Annotated in this window: 16 protein-coding genes; 10 read left to right on the forward strand and 6 right to left on the reverse strand. The window is 69.0% G+C overall.

Features of this window, described 5'->3' with window-relative positions; all coding sequences use genetic code 11:
- Positions 1-144: 144 nt before the first annotated feature.
- The 7 genes from BLS34_RS13200 (at position 145) to BLS34_RS13230 (ending at position 7,562) form a co-directional block, all read left to right on the forward strand.
- The gene (locus BLS34_RS13200; protein ID WP_028794140.1) at positions 145-1,599 is read left to right on the forward strand and encodes an amidohydrolase family protein; all 1,455 of its coding nucleotides are present in this window, start codon (positions 145-147) and stop codon (positions 1,597-1,599) included.
- Between the two features lie 147 nt (positions 1,600-1,746).
- Positions 1,747-2,247, forward strand: coding sequence for a hypothetical protein (locus BLS34_RS13205; protein ID WP_093150943.1), 501 nt, complete (start codon positions 1,747-1,749; stop codon positions 2,245-2,247).
- A 112-nt stretch (positions 2,248-2,359) separates the two neighbouring features.
- On the forward strand, positions 2,360-3,202 hold the full coding sequence (locus BLS34_RS13210) for a bifunctional 5,10-methylenetetrahydrofolate dehydrogenase/5,10-methenyltetrahydrofolate cyclohydrolase (RefSeq protein WP_093150945.1): 843 nt from the start codon (positions 2,360-2,362) through the stop codon (positions 3,200-3,202).
- A complete protein-coding gene (locus BLS34_RS13215; protein WP_175474220.1) occupies positions 3,202-3,807 on the forward strand; it encodes a cyclodeaminase/cyclohydrolase family protein in 606 nt (201 codons plus the stop codon). The genes BLS34_RS13210 and BLS34_RS13215 overlap by 1 nt, the downstream gene beginning before the upstream one ends.
- 79 nt (positions 3,808-3,886) lie before the next feature.
- Positions 3,887-5,362, forward strand: a complete 1,476-nt coding sequence (gene hydA, locus BLS34_RS13220; protein ID WP_093150950.1) for a dihydropyrimidinase — start codon at positions 3,887-3,889, stop codon at positions 5,360-5,362.
- 5 nt (positions 5,363-5,367) lie between these two features.
- Positions 5,368-6,516 carry a hypothetical protein gene (locus BLS34_RS13225; RefSeq protein WP_093150952.1) on the forward strand — a complete coding sequence of 383 codons (1,149 nt, stop codon included), beginning with the start codon at positions 5,368-5,370 and terminating at the stop codon, positions 6,514-6,516.
- A 98-nt stretch (positions 6,517-6,614) separates the two neighbouring features.
- The gene (locus BLS34_RS13230) at positions 6,615-7,562 is read left to right on the forward strand and encodes an N-carbamoyl-D-amino-acid hydrolase (protein WP_028794146.1); all 948 of its coding nucleotides are present in this window, start codon (positions 6,615-6,617) and stop codon (positions 7,560-7,562) included.
- A gap of 241 nt (positions 7,563-7,803) precedes the next feature.
- Here the strand turns inward: BLS34_RS13230 and BLS34_RS13235 are convergent, their stop codons facing one another.
- The 3 genes from BLS34_RS13235 to BLS34_RS13245 form a co-directional block, all read right to left on the reverse strand.
- Entirely contained in the window at positions 7,804-9,099 is a 1,296-nt protein-coding gene (locus tag BLS34_RS13235; RefSeq protein WP_093150954.1) for a tetratricopeptide repeat protein, read from the reverse strand.
- Between the two features lie 210 nt (positions 9,100-9,309).
- Positions 9,310-9,930 (reverse strand): extensin-like domain-containing protein, encoded by a 621-nt coding sequence (locus BLS34_RS13240; RefSeq protein WP_215906103.1) that lies wholly within the window; start codon positions 9,928-9,930, stop codon positions 9,310-9,312.
- Positions 9,931-10,200: 270 nt separating this feature from the next.
- Positions 10,201-10,710, reverse strand: a complete 510-nt coding sequence (locus BLS34_RS13245) for an extensin family protein (RefSeq protein ID WP_245565587.1) — start codon at positions 10,708-10,710, stop codon at positions 10,201-10,203.
- 419 nt (positions 10,711-11,129) lie between these two features.
- Here BLS34_RS13245 and BLS34_RS13255 point away from each other — a divergent pair, with 419 nt between their 5' ends.
- From BLS34_RS13255 to BLS34_RS13265, 3 genes are all read left to right on the forward strand, one after another.
- Positions 11,130-11,864, forward strand: coding sequence for a TlyA family RNA methyltransferase (locus tag BLS34_RS13255; RefSeq protein ID WP_093150959.1), 735 nt, complete (start codon positions 11,130-11,132; stop codon positions 11,862-11,864).
- 51 nt (positions 11,865-11,915) lie between these two features.
- Positions 11,916-12,917, forward strand: a complete 1,002-nt coding sequence (locus BLS34_RS13260; RefSeq protein ID WP_093150961.1) for a DUF2806 domain-containing protein — start codon at positions 11,916-11,918, stop codon at positions 12,915-12,917.
- Positions 12,918-13,170: 253 nt separating this feature from the next.
- Positions 13,171-14,130, forward strand: a complete 960-nt coding sequence (locus BLS34_RS13265) for a hypothetical protein (protein WP_139189311.1) — start codon at positions 13,171-13,173, stop codon at positions 14,128-14,130.
- A gap of 168 nt (positions 14,131-14,298) precedes the next feature.
- Here BLS34_RS13265 and BLS34_RS13270 read toward each other — a convergent pair whose 3' ends face one another.
- From BLS34_RS13270 to aroC, 3 genes are all read right to left on the reverse strand, one after another.
- Complete coding sequence (locus BLS34_RS13270; RefSeq protein WP_093150965.1) at positions 14,299-14,769, reverse strand: hypothetical protein; 471 nt, start codon at positions 14,767-14,769, stop codon at positions 14,299-14,301.
- 75 nt (positions 14,770-14,844) lie between these two features.
- Complete coding sequence (gene sppA / locus BLS34_RS13275) at positions 14,845-16,602, reverse strand: signal peptide peptidase SppA (RefSeq protein ID WP_093150968.1); 1,758 nt, start codon at positions 16,600-16,602, stop codon at positions 14,845-14,847.
- A 148-nt stretch (positions 16,603-16,750) separates the two neighbouring features.
- Positions 16,751-17,842, reverse strand: a complete 1,092-nt coding sequence (aroC, locus tag BLS34_RS13280) for a chorismate synthase (RefSeq protein WP_093150971.1) — start codon at positions 17,840-17,842, stop codon at positions 16,751-16,753.
- Positions 17,843-17,859 lie beyond the last annotated feature (17 nt).

The raw sequence follows: 17,859 nt of genomic DNA on the forward strand, positions 1-17,859 counted from the left end.
GTCAACGGTGACCCGACGTCACTTAAGGCGATTTCTCCGGTTTGACGCGGCCGGTCCCGCCCCGCACACTCGCTGCCGCCGCGGGAGCCCCCGCCGACCGGATCTGCAATCGAGCCGGAACTGCAATCGAGAATGAGGAAGACCATGAGCCGCACGACGGTGATCAAGAATTGCGACTGGGTGATCGCCTGGGATCCCGACGGCGGTGCCGAGGGCACCGGCGGCCATGTCTATCTGAAGGGCGCCGACATCGCCTTCCGCGACCACGCGCTGATCCATGTGGGCAAGGGCTTCGACGGCGAGGCCGACGTCACCCTGGACGGGGCCGGCAAGATGGTTATGCCGGGCTTCATCGACGTCCATTCCCACCCTGCCTCCGAACCCGGCAACAAGGGGCTGAACGAGGAGCTGGGCTCGCCCAAGCTCGGCCAGTCCTCGCTCTACGAGTACATGCCGGTCTTCCGCATGTTGCCCGAGGGCGCCAGCCCGGCCATGCGCTTCGCCATCCACGAGATGCTGAAGAGCGGCGTGACCACCTATTGCGACCTGTCCATGGCGCGCGACGGCTGGGTCGAGGACGTGGCGTCGACCGGCATCCGCGGCGTGCTCTGCCCGATGTACCGCTCGGCCGCCTGGACCACCAAGGACGGCCATTCCGTCGTCTACGACTGGGACGAGGCCGCCGGCGAGCGGGCCATGGAGCGGGCCATCGCGACCATCGACGAGGCCGACGCCCACCCCTCGGGCCGCATGTCCGGCATGATGGGCCCGTCGCAGATCGACACCTGCACCGCCGAGCTGATCCAGGCCTCCCACAAGGAGGCGATGGACCGGGGCATCACCATGCACATTCACGCAGCCCAGAGCGTGGTCGAGTTCAACGAGATGACCCGCCGCCACGGCATGACGCCGATCGAGTGGCTGGACGATCTCGGCGTGCTGACCGACGGCACCATCGTCGCCCACGGCATCTTCCTCAACGATCACCCCTGGCTGCACTGGCCGCAGGCGAACGATTTCGGTCGGCTGGTCGCCTCGGGCGCGGGCGTGGCGCATTGCCCGAACGTGTTCTGGCGCCGCGGCATCGCGCTGAACCATGTCGGCCGCTACATGGAGGCGGGCATCCCGCTCGGCCTCGGCACCGACACCTTCCCGCACAACTTCATCCACGAGATGGAGGTGGCGATGATCGCCGGGCGGCTGATGGCCGGCGACTTCACCAACGCCACCACGGAGCAGATCTTCTACGCCGCGACGGCGGGGGCGGCCGCTCTGATCGGCCGCGACGACATCGGCCGGCTGGAGGTGGGCTGCAAGGCCGACTTCACCGTGGTCGATTGCGGCCATCCCTACATGCAGCCGCTGCGCGACCCGATCCGCAGCCTGATCTACTCCGCCGGCGACCGCGCGGTGGAGGATGTCTGGGTGCACGGCCAGAAGGTGGTCTCCAAGGGCGAGGTCGACAGCATCGACGTGGCCGACGTGTCGGCCAAGCTGAACGCGTTTCAGGAGATCACCATCTCCGGCGTGCGCCAGCGCGACTGGGCCGGCCGCGACATCGACACCATGACGCCGATGGTGTTCGAGACCCGGGAGTAGGACGGACACGGGCGGTGGGCCGACGCTCACCGCCCGTCACAACCGGTTGAAGACCGTGCGAGGTGATTGTAACCGACCGCGGGTGCGGCTCATTAGGGGCGGGACGTCGATGCGATCGACGCCCGCAACGCAGGAGCCCGCAGCGCCATGGCCACCACCGATACCGACAGCCGCCCGACCGTCCCGCCGCTGACCGCCGCCACCGTGGGGCTGATGTTCCTCGCCGGCGCCGTCGCCACCATGGCCTTCGACCTGTGGGGACAGCTCGTCAGCCCGGCGCTCGGCTGGGCCAACCTGTCGCCCCACGGTCTGGCCAAGAGCCTGCTCGGTACCTTCGGGCTGCCGAACGGCGATTTCGCCGGCTATTTCGTGCATTTCTATCTGGTCGGCCTGATCGGCTATCCGGTCGGCTGGCTGTTCATCTTCAAGCCCCTCTGGGAGAAGGTCCTGGGCGGCATCGGCGGCTGGTTCCTGCCGGCGGCGGTCTACGGCTTCGGCCTGTGGGTCTTCGCCATCGGCGGCATCACCGCGATCGCCGGGCTGCCGTTCTTCCTGAACTTCACCGGCATCACCTGGGTCGCCCTGGTCGGCCACGTGCTCTACGGCATCGTCCTGGTGCTGGTCATCCGGCTCGCCGGGCGGGGCTGACGAACCGTCGCTTCACCCCATCTCCGACACCGGGGGTCGCGCCTGCACCAAGGCCGCGTTAAAAGGCGCGCTATGCGATCTGCATGATCGCGGAGCAGGCACGGGGTAAGCGATGAAGATCGAAGCCAAGGACATTGTCGACGCCATCAAGGCCGAGGTGACGGCCGGCGTGGAGGCGCACAAGGCGAGAGGCGTCGAGCCCACGATCCGGGTGATCGTCGCCACCGACGACGCGGCCGTGCTGTCCTATGTCCGCTCCAAGGTGAAGCAGGCCGGCAATCTCGGCATCGCCATGGAGGTGGTGGAGTTCGGCCCGGACAAGGATCAGGCGGCGTTCGAGGCGCTGATCCGCGCCTCAAACGATGACGCATCCATCCACGGCGTGATGATCGAGTTGCCGGTGCGCGACGGGCTGGACCACGACCGGGTGCTGTCGATCCTCGATCCGAAGAAGGACGTGGACGGGCTGACCACCCTGAACCAGGGCCTGATCCAGCAGGGCCGCGAGGCCGAGGCGATCTGTCCCGCGACCCCGCAGGCCTGCATCCGGCTGGCCGAGACCGTCGGCGGGCTCTCGGGCGAGCGGGTCGCCGTGGTCGGACGCGGCCCCACCGTGGGCAAGCCGCTGGCCGCCATGCTGATCAACCGCAGCGCCACCGTGACCGTCGCCCACAGCCGCACCACGGATCTGGCGGCGACCATCGCGCCGTGCCGCTTCGTCTTCGCCGCCACCGGCCGGCCGGGCCTGCTGAACGCCGGCAACGTCACCGCCGACCACGTCATCCTGGACGCCGGCATCGCCTACAAGGACGACAAGCTGGTCGGCGATTTCGATGCCGAGGCGGCCGAGGGTGTGGCCGCCTACACCCCGGTGCCGGGCGGGGTCGGCCGGGTGACCTCGGCGATCATCTTCGCCAACCTTCTGAAATGCATGAGACTGCAGGGGCATCCGTGATGACCGACGCGACCTTCGAGCAACCCATCGGCGGCTTTCTCGACGCCATCGCCAGCGACGCCCCGGTGCCGGGCGGCGGCTCGGTCAGCGCCTACACCGCCGCCGCCGGCATGGCGCTGGTGGTGATGGCGCTGGAGGTGTCCGTCAAGAAGGCGGAGGACCCCGCTCCCTTCACCGCGCTGATCGAGCGCGGCCGTACCGTGATCGCCGAGATGAAGACCAGCCTGGTGGCGGATATCGACTGTTTCTCCACCTACATGGCGACCCTGAAGATGCCGAAGGGCACCGAGGCGGAGATCGCCGCCCGCAAGGCCGCCATGGGGCAGGCGGCGCTCACCTCCACCGCCGTGCCGGTGGCCGCCGCCGCCCATTGCGTGGCCGGGCTGATGATCGCGACCGAGGCGCGGGCGATCTGCCGGCCGACGATTCTGAGCGACGTCTATGCCGGCGCCAACCTGCTGGAGGCGTCCTGCCGATCGATCCTGCTGAATGTCGACGCCAATCTCGGCTCGATCCCGTCGGAGGCGGACCGCACCCGCTACGCCGAGGCCAAGGCGGAACTGCTGCGCGAGGCGGCCGATCTCCTCGTCAAAGCGACGGGTTGAGCCATTGCGCCTATGGGCTGACCCGGCGAGGCGTGCTTAACTTTCGGCAAGGATCAACCGATTTTCCGGGAGTACACAGGTGAGCGAGTACGACGTCATCATCAAGGGCGGGACCGTGGTCAACGCGGCCGACACGCAGCAGGCCGATATCGGCATCAAGGACGGCCGCATCGTCGCCCTGGCCGAGAAACTCTCCGGCTCCGCCGCGCGCACCATCGATGCCGCCGGCCGCTACGTCCTGCCGGGCGGCATCGACAGCCACTGCCACATCCAGCAGCCGTCGTCGGGCGGCGGCCAGAACGCCGAGACCTGGGAGAGCGGCACCCGCTCCGCGGCCTGCGGCGGCACCACCACCGTCATCGCCTTCGCCGCCCAGGAGAAGGGCAAGGGCGTGAAGCACATGGTCGCCGACTACCACGAGAAGGCGAAGCAGGCCTGTATCGACTACAGCTTCCACATCATCCTCAACGACCCGTCCGACGAGGTGATGGAGACCGAGATCCCGGAGCTGATCGAGTCCGGGCACCGGTCGCTGAAGCTGTTCATGACCTACCCGAAGAACCGGGTGGACGATAAGCAGATCCTGAGGATCTTCGAGACCGCGCGGCGGCATCAGGCACTGGTCTGCGTCCATGCCGAGAACCACGACGCGATCATGTACATGACCGAGAAGCTGGTCGGGAACGGCTTCGGCAACACCAAGTATCACGCCTGGTGCAAGCCGCCGCTGGTCGAGCGCGAGGCCTGCCAGCGGATCATCATGCTGTCCGAACTGATGGACCTGCCGATCCAGATCTTCCACGTGACCTGCGAGGAGGCGGCCGAGGAGATCCGCCGGGCGCAGGCGCGCGGCGTGAAGGTCTTCGCCGAGACCTGCCCGCAGTATTTCGTGCTGACCGCCGACGATCTCGACGGCGACCAGCGTCAGGGCGCCCGTGTCCTGTGTTCGCCGGCCCCGCGCTCGGTGGCCGATCAGCAGGCGCTGTGGAACCACGTGCGCATGGGCACCATCGGCAACGTCACCTCCGACCACGCGCCGTACAACATCGACGCGCCGGACGGGAAGTTCTGGGCCGGCGACAACGCGCCGTTCAGCCAGATCGCCAACGGCGTGCCGGGTCTGGAGACGCGGATGCCGATCACCTTCTCCGAGGGCGTGGCGAAGGGCCGGATCGACCTGCAGACCTTCGTCGCCCTGACCTCGACCAACTCGGCCAAGCTGTTCGGCCTGTATCCGAAGAAGGGCCGGATCGGCATCGGCGCCGATGCCGACATCGTCATCTGGGACGCCGAGAAGAAGCAGACCGTCACCCAGGACATGCTGCACCACGACACCGACTACACCCCCTACGAGGGCATGGAGGTGACGGGCTGGCCGGCGGTGACCCTGTCGCGCGGCAAGGTGGTCTGGAACGACGGCGAGGTCGGCTGCGAGGCCGGCTGGGGCCAGTTTCTGGCGCGGGCGCCTTACGACTACATCAAGCCTTCGGGCAAGTTCCCGACCCCGTTCAACCCGATCACCGGCAAGATCGAGGCCGGCAAGACCGAGGGCTGAACGGCGTGGACGCGGCGTCCTACCGGCTGTCGGAGACCCTGGCGAAGCGGGCCATGCGCTCGCTGCGCCAGACCGGCATCCATGCGCCGGAGTATTTCGAGTCGACCGGGTTCCTGACCCGGGTGGAGTCGATGGAGGATCTGGTGATCCTCCTCGACGTCATGCACAACAACCGCTTCGACGATTTCGTCGCCGAGCTGGGCGGGCTGAGCGATGCCGACATGGCCGAACTGCTCGACGCCTTCGTCGACTACGCCCGGTTCTTCCTGACCCAGTTTCCCTCGGCCGAGATCCCGATCCCGCTGTCGGGCATGCTGTCGCAATACGCCATCGCCCTGAAGCTGCGCGGCATTCCCGAGCGCAAGACGGTGCTGGAGATCGGGCCGGGCAGCGGCCTGCTCTCCTTCTTCCTGGCCAAGGACCCCGGCGTCGAGCGGTACGACCAGGTGGAGGCGACCGAGAGCTTCTACCTACTGCAGAGCCTGGTGAACCGGCACGTCTACGGCACCCGTTTCCTCGACCACGCGCAACTGGACAGCCGATCGCTGGATCTCGGCGGCATCGATTTCGAGACGATGCGCGCGCAGCACAAGGAGATCCTGGTCAACTACGAGAAGCCGGAATCCCTGACCGTCGAACGGCGCCCTCGGGCCGAGCATTTCCCCTGGTGGCGCCTGGAGGACTTGGCCGCGCGCCGCTACGACGTGGTGACCTCCAACGCCAACCTCACCGAGTTCAGCGAGACCGCGCTGCGCTACTACGCCAGCCTGTTCGTCACGGTGCTGAAGCCGACCGGCGTGTTCCTGGCGCAATGCCCCGGGGGTGGGAAGACCAGCGGCGATGTCGCCCTGCGGGCGCTGATGGACGTCGGATTGCGCCCGCTGGTGATCGCGGCACGCTATATCGGCCGAAACCCCAAGCACCCGGCGGCCCTGCCCGGCGGCAAGCAACTCGTCACCGCCAACCTGATCTTCGTGCCGCCGGGCCATCCGTCCTACGAGCGCGCCTCGGATCCGAACCAGAAGATGCCGATCATCGACGCCGACGACCCCCTGACCCGGTCGATGCTCGGTCTCGACCGGATTCCCGGGACGGTGCGGAGCCGCGACGAGGTCCTGGCGGCAGTGGCGGAGCGGCTGGTCGATCTCGGCTGACGGCCTCGCCGCGACCCGCCGAAGGGTTCTTCACGCCGCCCGATGGTCCCCTTAGACTACGCGCGTGAACCCAACCATCTTTCGAGGACTGACGCGCAATGAGCCGGATCATTAACATCGGAGCCGCCCAGATGGGCCCGATCGCCCCCGACGAGAGCCGGGTGAGCGCGGTGAACCGGATGATCGAGCTGCTGAAGCAGGCGAAGGACCGGGGCGTCAACCTGGTTGTCTTTCCCGAGCTGGCGCTGACCACCTTCTTCCCGCGCTACTACGAGGAAGACATCTCCAAGATGGACATGCACTACGAGCGCGGCGAGATGCCGACGCCGGAGTGCAAGCCGCTGTTCGACAAGGCCAAGGAATTCGGCATCGGCTTCTACCTGGGCTACGCCGAGCTGACCGAGGACGGCCACCGCTTCAACACCGCGATCCTGGTGGACGACACCGGCAAGATCGTCGGCAAGTACCGCAAGGTGCACCTGCCGGGTCATTCCGAGTACGACGGCAAGCGTCCGTGGCAGCACCTGGAGAAGCGCTATTTCGAGCCGGGCGATCTCGGTTTCCCGGTCTGGCGCACCATGGGCGGCATCATGGGCATGGCGATCTGCAACGACCGCCGCTGGCCGGAGACCTACCGGGTGATGTCGCTGAAGGGGGCCGAGGTGATCATGCTCGGCTACAACACCCCGGACGTGAACACGTCGGCGCCGGAGCCGAACCACCTGCGGATGTTCCACAACCACATCGTCATGCAGGCCAGCGCCTATCAGAACTCCTGCTTCGTCATCGGCACCGCCAAGGCGGGGATCGAGGACGGCTGCATGCTGATCGGCGGCTCCTGCATCGTGCAGCCCTCGGGCGAGATGGTGGCGCTCGCGTCGTCCCTGGGCGACGAGCTGATCACCTATGCCTGCGACCTGGACCTGGCGAAGATGGGCAAGGAGACGGTGTTCAACTACGCCAAGCACCGCCGGATCGAGCATTACGGCATCATCACCTCGCAGACCGGCGTGATCGAGCCGCCGCTGGACGAGGCGGCGGAGTGACGCCTTAGGGCCTTCGGGGTCCGTCGGATCAGGGGCGCGCTCTCACCGGGTCGCGCCCTTATTCGTTGCTGCAGCACCGTCACCCTTTGCCGTCTCCCCGGCCCTGAGCCGGGGCCCGGCTTTCGGCGTGCTGGAGCGTCGCAGAACAGAGGCCCGCTTTTCCGGCTGTGGCCGCTCTGGGTCCCGGATCAAGTCCGGGAAGACGGGGTGAGGAGAGGGAAGGGAAGGCCTTCCGCCCCCCTCAGGTCAACCCCTTCACCGCCGCGCTCGCCACCTTGAGCGGCCGCCGGGTCGACAGCAGCAGCCGGGCCTCCTCCGCCTTGCCCTGTTTCAGCAAGGCGTTCAGCAGCGCGTATTCCACCAGGTCGCGCTGGGCGCGGCTGCCGCCGATGCGTTCGTGGCTCGACATGGTGCGGGCGAGATGCGTCTCCGCTTCGGCCCAGTTTCCGGCCGCCATCGCGGCGAAGGCCTCGGCCAGTTCGCGTACGATATCGGCCGCGGGCCCCTTGGCCTCGGCGGCGATCCTGGCCACCGCCGCACCGTTCCCCGCCATGGCATGGGCCAGCGCCGCATGCACGTCGGCGAAGGCGATGGCCGGGTTGGGGAAGCAGCGCGCCGCATACGCGCTGACCGCCTGCCAGCGCGCCGCCGGTGCCTCCACCCCGGCCAGTTCGGCGCGGTAGAGCAGGGCGGCGGCGTCGGTCAGCACGTTCACCGGCGGTCCCCAGGCGCCGCTCGACCCCTCGCCGCTGGAAGGCGCCACGTCGGCGTCGTAGACCCGCCACATGGTCTCCAAATCGCCCTGCTCCAGCGCCCAGAGCGCGATGTGCCAGGAGATGTGGCAGTGGAGCTGGCCCGACTTGTCGTAGTCCCGCACCCAGTCGGAGATATAGCCGTAGCCGGCCGCGGTCTCGCCCGCCTCGTAATAGACGTGGGAGCGGATATGGGCGCCGTGGGCGTTGCGCGGGTTCAGCGCCATGGAGCGTTCGATGGTCGCCGTCGCCGGGCCGGTCTGCCCGGCCTCGACCTGGGAGAAGGCGTGCTGGCACAGGAACCACCAGTCCTCGCCGTAATGCGGCGCCAGGCCGGCGGTGAAGGCGAGCTGCTCCGCCTCGCGTCCCGGCTGGCCGCTGAAGCCGATCAGTCCGAACACGCCGGTGCAGGTCTGGGCGACCAGGGCGTCGCGCGGGTGGTCCAGCAGATGGGCGCGGATCGCCTTGTAGGCTGCGGGCCCCTGGCCGGAGACCAGCAGGCCGAGTGCGGTCACATGGGCGGCCTCGCGCTCGCTCAGCCCCTCGGCGAGCTGCGCTGACCGGCCGGCGGGACCGGAGACGTCGTGGCCCTGGCCCATGGCCTGGCGGATGCGGGCGAGGCCGATCTGGCCGAGGGCGAAATCGGGGTCGGCCGCGACGGCGGCCTCGAACGCTCCCTCGGCCCCGGACTGGGCGGCCAGGAAGCGGTCGAGGCCGTCGACATAGGCGTCGCGCGCGGCGTTGGAATCGGTGGAGAGGCTGTTGCCGTATCGGTCCTGCAGCATGGGTCTCGCCTTATGGTGACGGTTGCCCGATTGTCGACGCTGAGGAGCGGGACTTCAAACGGTTAACGCGCTCGGGAGATCACGTTCGCTCGCTTCGGTGGGTTCGTTGCTCGAACCGTCTTCCCGGGCTTGCGCTGGGATCCAGAGAGGCGGCAGCTGGGGCGGTGGTGATGGATCTCCGTCGCTCCGTCACGCGGCGCTTTCACCGCCTCACCGGCACACGCCCCAATCCCCCATGTCGAGATGGAAGTGGTCGCGATGCGCCGCGTTGTAGTCGGGGCTGAGCACCACCTGGAACAGACCGCAGGCGCGGTCCCGGATCTCGCGCAGGAAGGCTCGCTCGGCGGTTGTCCCCTGGCTCCAGTCCCCCAGCACCGTGACCCGCCGGCCGTCCTCCAGGCGGAAGCCGGAGACGTCGATGGCGTTCGCCGTGGCATGCTCGCTGGGACGGTTGCTGGAGCCACCCTGTCTGCGTCGGCAGGAATAGGTCCCCATATGGTCGATCCGCACCAGCCGGCTGCTGAGATATTTCACGGCGGCCGGGGCGACGATATCCCGCTCCCAGAGATAGAGGGCGGCGGCCATCGGGCAGGTCAGATGCACGGGGCCGGAATAGGGGACGGTGGAGCGCAGGATCTGCACCACGTCGGAATAGTGGCAGAACGCGCCGTTGCGTCGGTTCTCCAGGGCGCGTACCTGGAGCCGCGAGGCGGCCAGGGTCGCCCGGCACCGATCGGGATCGTTCTTGAGGGCGAGGAGCTGGCGCCCGGTGGCGCGACCGACGGGCCGCTCCAGGTCCAGCGGTCCGACCGGGGTGCTCGCGTCCGGCACCGGGGACCGCTCCACGGTCCCGCAGCCCGCGATGAGCAGCACGAAGAGAGCCAGCGCCGCCAGGGCGGCGCGTACCGGGACTCCTGAAAATCCGCCGGAGATGCGTGGTCCCGTCGGTTCGGCGATCGTCCTGCTCCCTTCGAGCGGTGGTGGATTTCAGAGCGGGGCTGCGGTTCGGCCCTCGATCCGCATTCTAGACGGGATTGCCGCGGCCGGGGCCTCGGGGCTGGACACCGCGCCGATAGCCGACCGCCGCGCCAGCCTTCCCTGTCACCGGCACGTGCCGAATCGGCCCATGTCGAAATGGAAGTGGTCGCGATGCGCCGCGTTGTAGTCCGGTCCCAGCACCACCCGGAACAGGTCGCAGGCGCCGTCGCGCACCGCGCGCAGGAAGGCGCGCTCGGCGTCGCTGCCGTCGGACCAGTCGCTCGCCAGCGTGATGCGGCGACCGTCCTCAAGCCGGAAGCCGGCGATGTCGATGGCGTTGGCGGTGGCGTGCTCGCTCGGCCGGCCGGTCGTGCCGCCGCCGATCCGGCGGCAGGAATAGGTGCCCAGATGGTCGACCCGCACCACCCGGCTGCCCAGGTGCTTCTCGGCAGCCGGGGCGACGACCTCGCGCTCCCACAGGTAGAGCCCGGCCGCCATCGGGCAGGTCAGCCGCACCGGCCCGGAATAGGGCACGGTCGACTGCAGGATCTGCACCGCGTCGGTGAAGCCGCAGAACTCCCCGGTCTTGCGCGGCGGGATCGCCCGGACCTCGAGCGCCGAGGCCCCGATCACGCCGAGGCACTGATCCAGATCGTCCTTCAGATTGGCGAGCTGCAGGCCGGTCGCCAGGCCGATCGGACGCTCCAGGTCCAGCGGCTTGAACGGCAGATGCTGCGCGGGCAGGGGAAAGCGCAGGAGAATGCCGTGAACCGCCGCCGCCAGCAGGGCGAGCCCGAGCAGGGGCAGGGCGGCGCGGGCCAGAAAGCCGCCGAGGCCGCCGGATCCGCGTGTGTCGTTCCGATCGGCGATCGCCTCAACCCTCCCGCACTCGTTCCTCGATATCGGTATCGGGGCAACGCGGCAGGGCGGTGGCCGGTTCTGGATGAAATGCGGCAGGCTGCGGTCTGCGGCATCCTTGGGCTGGCCCCGGTGCCGCGGATCTGTAAGGTGAGCCGCATGACAGACACAGCGATTTCCCTCCGACCGACCCCATGAAACGGCGCCTCGATCAGCTTCTCGTCGACCGCGGCCTGGTGGAGTCCCGCACCCGGGCCCAGGCGCTGGTCATGGCCGGCAAGGTGTTCTCCGGCGAGCGCAAGTTGGAGAAGGCCGGCCAGCAGGTGGCCGAGGACATCGCCCTGGAGGTGCGGGGACAGGACCACCCCTGGGTCTCGCGCGGCGGCCTGAAGCTCGCCCATGCGCTGGAACATTTCGCCATCGACCCGACGGGCGCGGTGGCGATCGATGTGGGCGCGTCGACCGGCGGCTTCACCGACGTGCTGATCCAGGGCGGGGCGGCAAAGGTCTATGCCGTCGATGTCGGCCACGGCCAGCTGGCCTGGAAGCTGCGCAACGACGACCGGGTGATCGTGCTGGAGAAGACCAACGCCCGGCACCTGACCGCCGAGCATGTGCCCGACCCGGTGGACATGGTGGTCTGCGACGCCAGCTTCATCTCGCTGAAGACGGTGCTACCGGCGGCGATCGCCATGGTCAAGCCGGGCGGCCGGATGGTGGCGCTGATCAAGCCGCAGTTCGAGGCCGGGCGCGCCCAGGTCGGCAAGGGCGGCGTGGTCCGCGATCCCGACGTGCACGCGGCAGTCTGCGACGACATCCGGGCCTGGCTCGACGGCATCGGCGGCTGGGCCATCGACGGAATCGTGCCGTCGCCGATCACCGGGCCCGAGGGCAATATCGAGTTCCTGATTTCGGCCCGCCGTCTGTGATAGCCTGTCCGGGATCGGGGGATCGACAGCCTACTGGTGGGAGAGGTGACGATGAGCACACTCGACGGGAATCAACCCCCTGCCGGCCCCCATCTGGGCACCCAGGCGGGCCCCAGCGCCCCTGATCCCGACGGCTCCGAGCGGGCGGCACCGCCGCTCGGTCTGCCGAAGCCGGCCGGGCCGACCACGGCGGCCGCACTCGCCCGATTGAACGAGATGGTGGTCGCCGCCCTGGGAGCCGCTCAGCGCGACTGGGTGCGCGGCCTGCAGATGCACCGCGGCGAGGCGGCCGGCGACGGCAGTCTCGCCAGCCGGGTGTCCGAGCGGCTGGACCACGTGGAGAGCCGGCGTCAGCGCAATATCGAGGCGATCCTACAGCGCGCCCTGCGCCTGCTGCCCGAGGAGGTGGTCGACGGCGCGCCGGACCAGGACTGGGCGGCCGCGTTCTTCACCCACGCCGCCGACACCGCCGATCCGGAATTCGCCCGGCTGTGGGCCCGGCTGCTGGTGCAGGAGGTGCGCCGGCCGGGGGCCGTGCCCTGCGGCGTGCTGGTCCGCCTGCCGAGCCTGTCCAAGACCGTGCTCGCGGTGTTCCGCCGGCTGTCTGCCTTCGCGGTGAACAATTTCATCGTGCGCCTGGAGCCGTCCTTCTTCGAGGGCAAGGACCTGACCTCCGACGACATGCTGATCCTGGAGGAATACGGGCTGATCCGCACCAACCGGGACCTCAACCGGGTGTTCCAGAGCCAGCGCGAGGACCGGTTCTCGACCAACCTGCTCTATGCCGACAAGGCGCTGCGCATCACCCACGACCACCCGGACAAGCAGCTCGTGCTGTCCTGCATCCGCCTGACAGAGTTCGGCACCACCTTGTGCCGGGCGCTGCTGGAGGAGGGGGAGCTGCGCTCCGACACCGACTACATCGTCGAGGTGGTCCGCCTCCTGCAGCGCCAGGGCTTCCACACCGCCCAGGCGGATATCCTGGAGCGGGCCGACGAACAGGTCGTCTCGCGCCACTCCCCGTTCTGCGACATCGTCGCGCTCGGGCGGTAGACCGCCCGACAGACCGGACAGGGCGGTAGGCCGCCCGGCAGTCCCGACGGGGGCAGACCCGACAAGGCGGTAGACCGCCCGGCAGACCCGACAGGGCGGAAGACTCTGCCGACCCGGACCGGGCCGCAGGCTCGGATTCTGCCCGGTCGGCGGAACCCCGCCGACGCAGTATACCCGTACTTTCCTGAGTGGCATGGCCCTTGCCTCCTTTCCGACCAGCACCGATCACCGGAGTCCGGAAAGGGAGGCCAACATGACCATTTCATCCGTCTATGGCGGAAGTTCCACTTACGCCAGCTTGGCGCGGCTGATGCGCGACGCGGATGCGACGACCCAGGGGGCGGCCCAGGGAACGGCCCAGGGCATGAACCAGGCCGGACGCACGGCGGGACAGGCCGGCGACCCGGTCCTGGTGAAGCTCTCGCCCCAGGCCCAGGCGCTGGCCCTGCGCGACAGCGATCCGGCCGCGTACTATTCCCGCTTCTTCCCGACCCGCGACGGCGAACCGGCGTCCGCGCTTGCGGCGGCCGTCGCCGACCCGGGTCAGGCGGGGAGCTCGTCCGGGCTGTCCCGCGCCGAGGTCGCCGCCGATGCCCGCACCCGGATGGATGCCCGATACGAGCAGATGGCGGCCGAGGGTCAGCCGTTCGACGCCGGGAGCTTCGAGGGCCGCGACCAGTACACCTTGATGGTCGATCTCGACCGCCGCTCGCTCAATGCCGTCGCCACCAATGCCGAAGGCCTGTTCAGCGAGGAGGAACAGGACATCGCCCGCAACATCATGCTCCAGCAGCAGGGCTTGGCGATGGGGCTCTATTCCGGGCCGACCAGCCAGAAGAGTGCCTTCGTCGATCCAAATCCCGACGACACGCCGGCGCGGATGGAGGCCGCCATGTCCTTCCTGGATCAGGTGAGCGACGAGGAGAAGAGCAGTGTCGCCTGGGCGTCGGCCCGCGCCTCGGCCCAGATTGCCTACGAATGGAGTACGCCGCGCGGCAACGGGCTCGCCGAGCAGCTGGACAGCGACGTCCCCCTGGCCCAGCTGATCAAATCGGCCATGGGGACGATGCAGGGCGATGTCTCGCGGGGATGGACCCTGGGCTCGATCCGCGATGCCGGGGACCTGCAGCGGCAACCCTGGTTCCAGGGCTTCGAGGACAGGCTGCCCACCGCGATCCGGGCGACCGAGGATTTGCTCGGCACCCAAGGCTGACAACGTCCGCCTGAGACCCGGGCGCGTCCTTCGATCGTGCTCCAACGAACTGGCGCTTGGGCAAATTCACACGAGCGGACCGTTCGGTCCGCTCGTGGGTCGCCCCTAACCCATTAAAGATAGAGCAAATTCACACGAGCAGATGTCTCCATCTGATCGGATCTGGCTCTAGATCAGCGACTCGATATAGACCGCCTCGACCATGTCCGGATAGCGCTCGGAGAGCTGGGTCTGGGCTTCCATCTTGAACAGTTCGATCTGATCGCGGTTCGGCCGGCCCTGTTCGTAGAGCTTGACCGCCAGCGGGTAGACGATGCCGTTCACCGCCCATTTCTGGGCGTCCAGGGCGGTCTTGGCCTGCACGTCCTTGGCCTCGATGGCCACCCTGAGACGGGCCTCCAGCGGCTGGCCCTTGACGAAGACCGAGATCGAGAACGGGCCGATCGGCAGCACGTTCGGCCCGACGACCCGGCGGTACTGGATCTCGCGGTTGAACTGCTTGTGTTCCTTGTCGCGCTGCTTCTGTTCCTCCTTGCGCTCCTTGGTGGAGCTGGTCTCCGCCAGGACCGGCGCCGACAGGATCGGCGCGCCCGCGACCAGAAGCGCAAGCACGGCGGCAGCCAAGGATATCCGGATCATGTCAGCCTCTCTCCATGGACCTCGCCGGCGCCTGCCGGTCGGTCCCCTTCGTCCCCTGAGGGATGTCCCCGAGGCTTATTGTACCACGAGCGCGGGCGCCCGGGTCTTGATTCGCGCGCCGCTGCCGTTCAGGTCCACGCCGCTCGCCTCCAGCCTCTCTCCCAGGATATGCGCATGGCGGGCCAGTCCGGCAAGGACCCGCAGGGAGGCGGTGAAGTCGCGGTCGCGCACCAGCTCGATCAGCCGCTCCCAGGGCTCCTCCTCCTGCGGGAAGCGCATCCGTTCCACCGGCGCGTCCGGGCCGATGCCGGCGGCGTTGCGGGCGAGCTGCATGGCCTCGGCATAGCCGCCCACCGCGTCGACCAGGCCGACCCGCCGGGCGTCCTCGCCGGTCCAGACCCGGCCGCGGGCGAGCGCGTCGATCTCGTCGGCGGAGAGCCGGCGGGCGGCGGCGACCCGGGCGGTGAAATCGGCATAAACCGCATCCAGCAGCCGGCGCAGCCGGTCGCGCTGGCTGTCGGTGAACGGTTCGGTCGGCGAGAACATGCCGGCATTCGCGCCAATGCTGATCCGGCCGATATTGACGTCCCAGTCGCGCAGCAGCTGTTCGGCGCTGACCTTGCCGCCCAGCGTGCCGATGGAGCCGGTCAGGGTGCCCGGATGGGCGATGATGTGATCGGCGCCCAGGGCGGCGAAATACCCGCCCGAGGCGGCGACGTCGGCGAAGCTGACGATCACCGGCCGGCCGCTCTCGCGCACCCGCTCCACCGCGTGGCGGATGGTGTCCGAGGCGACGTAGCTGCCGCCCGGCGAGGAGACCCGCAGGATCAGCGCCTTGACGTCCGGGTCGGTGCGCACGTCGTCCAGGGCGGCGACGATCGGACCGGAGGCGGCGTTGTCCCGGTCCAGCAGGCCCTGGCTGTCGCCGCGCACGATGGCGCCGTCCAGATGCACCAGGGCGATCCGGGTGCCGGCGTCATACGGCCCTCCGGCGCCGTCGAGATAGCGGCCGACGCCGACGCTCTCGCCCTCCAGCATGGCCCGGGCCTGCTCGCGATAGCCCAGGCTGTCGATCAGGCCGTTGGAGACCGATTCAGTGGCCAGCAGCGGGCCGCGGTCGATCACCGCCTGCACTGAGCCGCCGCCCAGCCGCCGGGCCGTGGCGATGCCGCTGATCACCTGGCCGAACAGGGATTCCGCGACCCGGGTCATGTTCTCGCGCACCGGGCGGGGCATATGGTCCTCGGTGACCGCGCCGGCGGCGCCCTTGTACTCGTAGCGCTGCTCGAACTCGGCGCGCAGGCCGAGCTTGTCCAGCAGCCCGGCGGCATAGGGAAATTCGAGCTGCAGGCCGGTCAGGCCCAGCAGGCCCGAGGGCTGCAGCCAGATCCGGTCGAACGCGCTGGCCAGGTAGTAGGGACCGTTTTCGCCGCTCTCGAAGCTGTCGGCGAAGGCGATGGCGGTCTTGCCGGCGCTGCGGAAGCGGAACACGGCGGCCCGCAGCTCCTGCGCCTGGGCGAGGCCGAGGGCGAGGGTGGATAGATCGGCGAACAGGCCGGTCACCCGGTCGTCGGCCGCCGCCCGGTCGAGCGCGTCGACATAGTCGATCATCGACAGCGGCGCGTCCTCGTCCAGCAGACCGGCCAGTTCCGGCAGCAGCGGAGACTCGTCGATCGGCCCGTTGAAATCGAGCTGCAGGATGATCCGCTTGGGCAGCGGCTCGTCGGTCTGGAAACTGTCGGCCAACCAGATCCCGGCGGCGAGCGTGCCGACCAGCAGGACAAGGCAGAGGACGCCGATGGTGGCGAAAAATCCGACGAAGAAACGACGCATGGGGTCTCGACCGGTGACGGAAGCAAGGGCGGAAGTCTAGAGCAGATCGTGCGGTGACGGGATCACTTCGTGACCGCGTCAGTGTGCGCGACTCTACTCTCGGTCTGCGGGTCGGGCCTGTCGAATGCGGCGCGCGGCGGCGTCCGGCTCACCCGATCGGCCCGACCTGGGCTTCGTGGCGCATCAGGTGGTCGAGCAGGACGCAGGCCATCATCGCCTCGCCCACCGGGACCGCGCGGATGCCGACGCAGGGGTCGTGGCGGCCCTTGGTCACCACCTCCACCTCCTGGCCGAAGCGGTCGATCGAGGCGCGCGGGGTGAGGATGGAGGAGGTCGGCTTCACCACGAAACGCACCACCACGTCCTGGCCGCTGGAGATGCCGCCCAGGATCCCGCCGGCATGGTTGGAGGTGAAGACCGGCTTGCCGTCCTGCATCCGCATCTCGTCGGAGGCCTCGTGGCCGGGGATCGACGCGGCGGCGAAGCCGTCGCCGATCTCCACGCCCTTGACCGCGTTGATGCTCATCATCGCCGCCGCCAGCTCGGTGTCGAGCTTGCCGTAGACCGGCTCGCCCAGGCCCGCCGGAATGCCGGTGGCCACGGTCTCGATCACGGCACCGGCGGAGGACCCGGCCTTGCGCACGCCGTCGAGGAAGGTCTCCCACTCGGCGGCCGCCACCGGGTCGGGGCAGAACAGCGGGTTGTTCTGCACCTCGGCCCAGTCCCAGCGCGCCCGGTCGATGCCGTGCGGGCCGATCTGCACCAGCGCACCGCGCACGGAGAAGGCGTTGCCCAGGCGCCGGGCCAGGATCTTCTTGGCGACGGCACCGGCGGCGACCCGCATCGCGGTCTCGCGCGCCGAGGAGCGCCCGCCGCCGCGATAGTCGCGGATGCCGTACTTGGCGTCGTAGGTGTAGTCGGCGTGGCCGGGCCGGTAGCGGTCCTTGATCTCGCCGTAATCCTTGGAGCGCTGGTCCTGGTTGTGGATCACCAGCGACAGCGGGGTGCCGGTGGTCTGGCCCTCGAACACGCCGGACAGGATCTGCACCTCGTCCGGCTCGCGGCGCTGGGTGGTGTGGCGCGACTGGCCCGGCTTGCGGCGGTCCAGGTCGTGCTGGATGTCGGCTTCGCTCAACGGGATGCGCGGCGGCACCCCGTCGATCACGCAGCCGATCGCGGGCCCGTGGCTCTCACCCCAGGTGGTGACCCGGAAGATCTGGCCGAAACCGTTGCTGGCCATGGCGTATGCTCCCGATC

Source organism: Thalassobaculum litoreum DSM 18839 (genome assembly GCF_900102465.1).
Taxonomy (GTDB): Bacteria; Pseudomonadota; Alphaproteobacteria; order Thalassobaculales; family Thalassobaculaceae; genus Thalassobaculum; species Thalassobaculum litoreum.

What these genes read in the sequence shown, in the direction of transcription:
- BLS34_RS13265 (WP_139189311.1), top strand. Translation starts at nt 13,171, where the DNA reads ATGACCATTTCATCCGTCTATGGCGGAAGTTCCACTTACGCCAGCTTG.
- BLS34_RS13270 (WP_093150965.1), bottom strand. Translation starts at nt 14,769, where the DNA reads ATGATCCGGATATCCTTGGCTGCCGCCGTGCTTGCGCTTCTGGTCGCG.
- BLS34_RS13235 (WP_093150954.1), bottom strand. Translation starts at nt 9,099, where the DNA reads ATGCTGCAGGACCGATACGGCAACAGCCTCTCCACCGATTCCAACGCC.
- BLS34_RS13205 (WP_093150943.1), top strand. Translation starts at nt 1,747, where the DNA reads ATGGCCACCACCGATACCGACAGCCGCCCGACCGTCCCGCCGCTGACC.
- BLS34_RS13260 (WP_093150961.1), top strand. Translation starts at nt 11,916, where the DNA reads ATGAGCACACTCGACGGGAATCAACCCCCTGCCGGCCCCCATCTGGGC.
- BLS34_RS13215 (WP_175474220.1), top strand. Translation starts at nt 3,202, where the DNA reads ATGACCGACGCGACCTTCGAGCAACCCATCGGCGGCTTTCTCGACGCC.
- BLS34_RS13255 (WP_093150959.1), top strand. Translation starts at nt 11,130, where the DNA reads ATGAAACGGCGCCTCGATCAGCTTCTCGTCGACCGCGGCCTGGTGGAG.
- BLS34_RS13230 (WP_028794146.1), top strand. Translation starts at nt 6,615, where the DNA reads ATGAGCCGGATCATTAACATCGGAGCCGCCCAGATGGGCCCGATCGCC.
- BLS34_RS13210 (WP_093150945.1), top strand. Translation starts at nt 2,360, where the DNA reads ATGAAGATCGAAGCCAAGGACATTGTCGACGCCATCAAGGCCGAGGTG.
- sppA (WP_093150968.1), bottom strand. Translation starts at nt 16,602, where the DNA reads ATGCGTCGTTTCTTCGTCGGATTTTTCGCCACCATCGGCGTCCTCTGC.
- aroC (WP_093150971.1), bottom strand. Translation starts at nt 17,842, where the DNA reads ATGGCCAGCAACGGTTTCGGCCAGATCTTCCGGGTCACCACCTGGGGT.
- BLS34_RS13200 (WP_028794140.1), top strand. Translation starts at nt 145, where the DNA reads ATGAGCCGCACGACGGTGATCAAGAATTGCGACTGGGTGATCGCCTGG.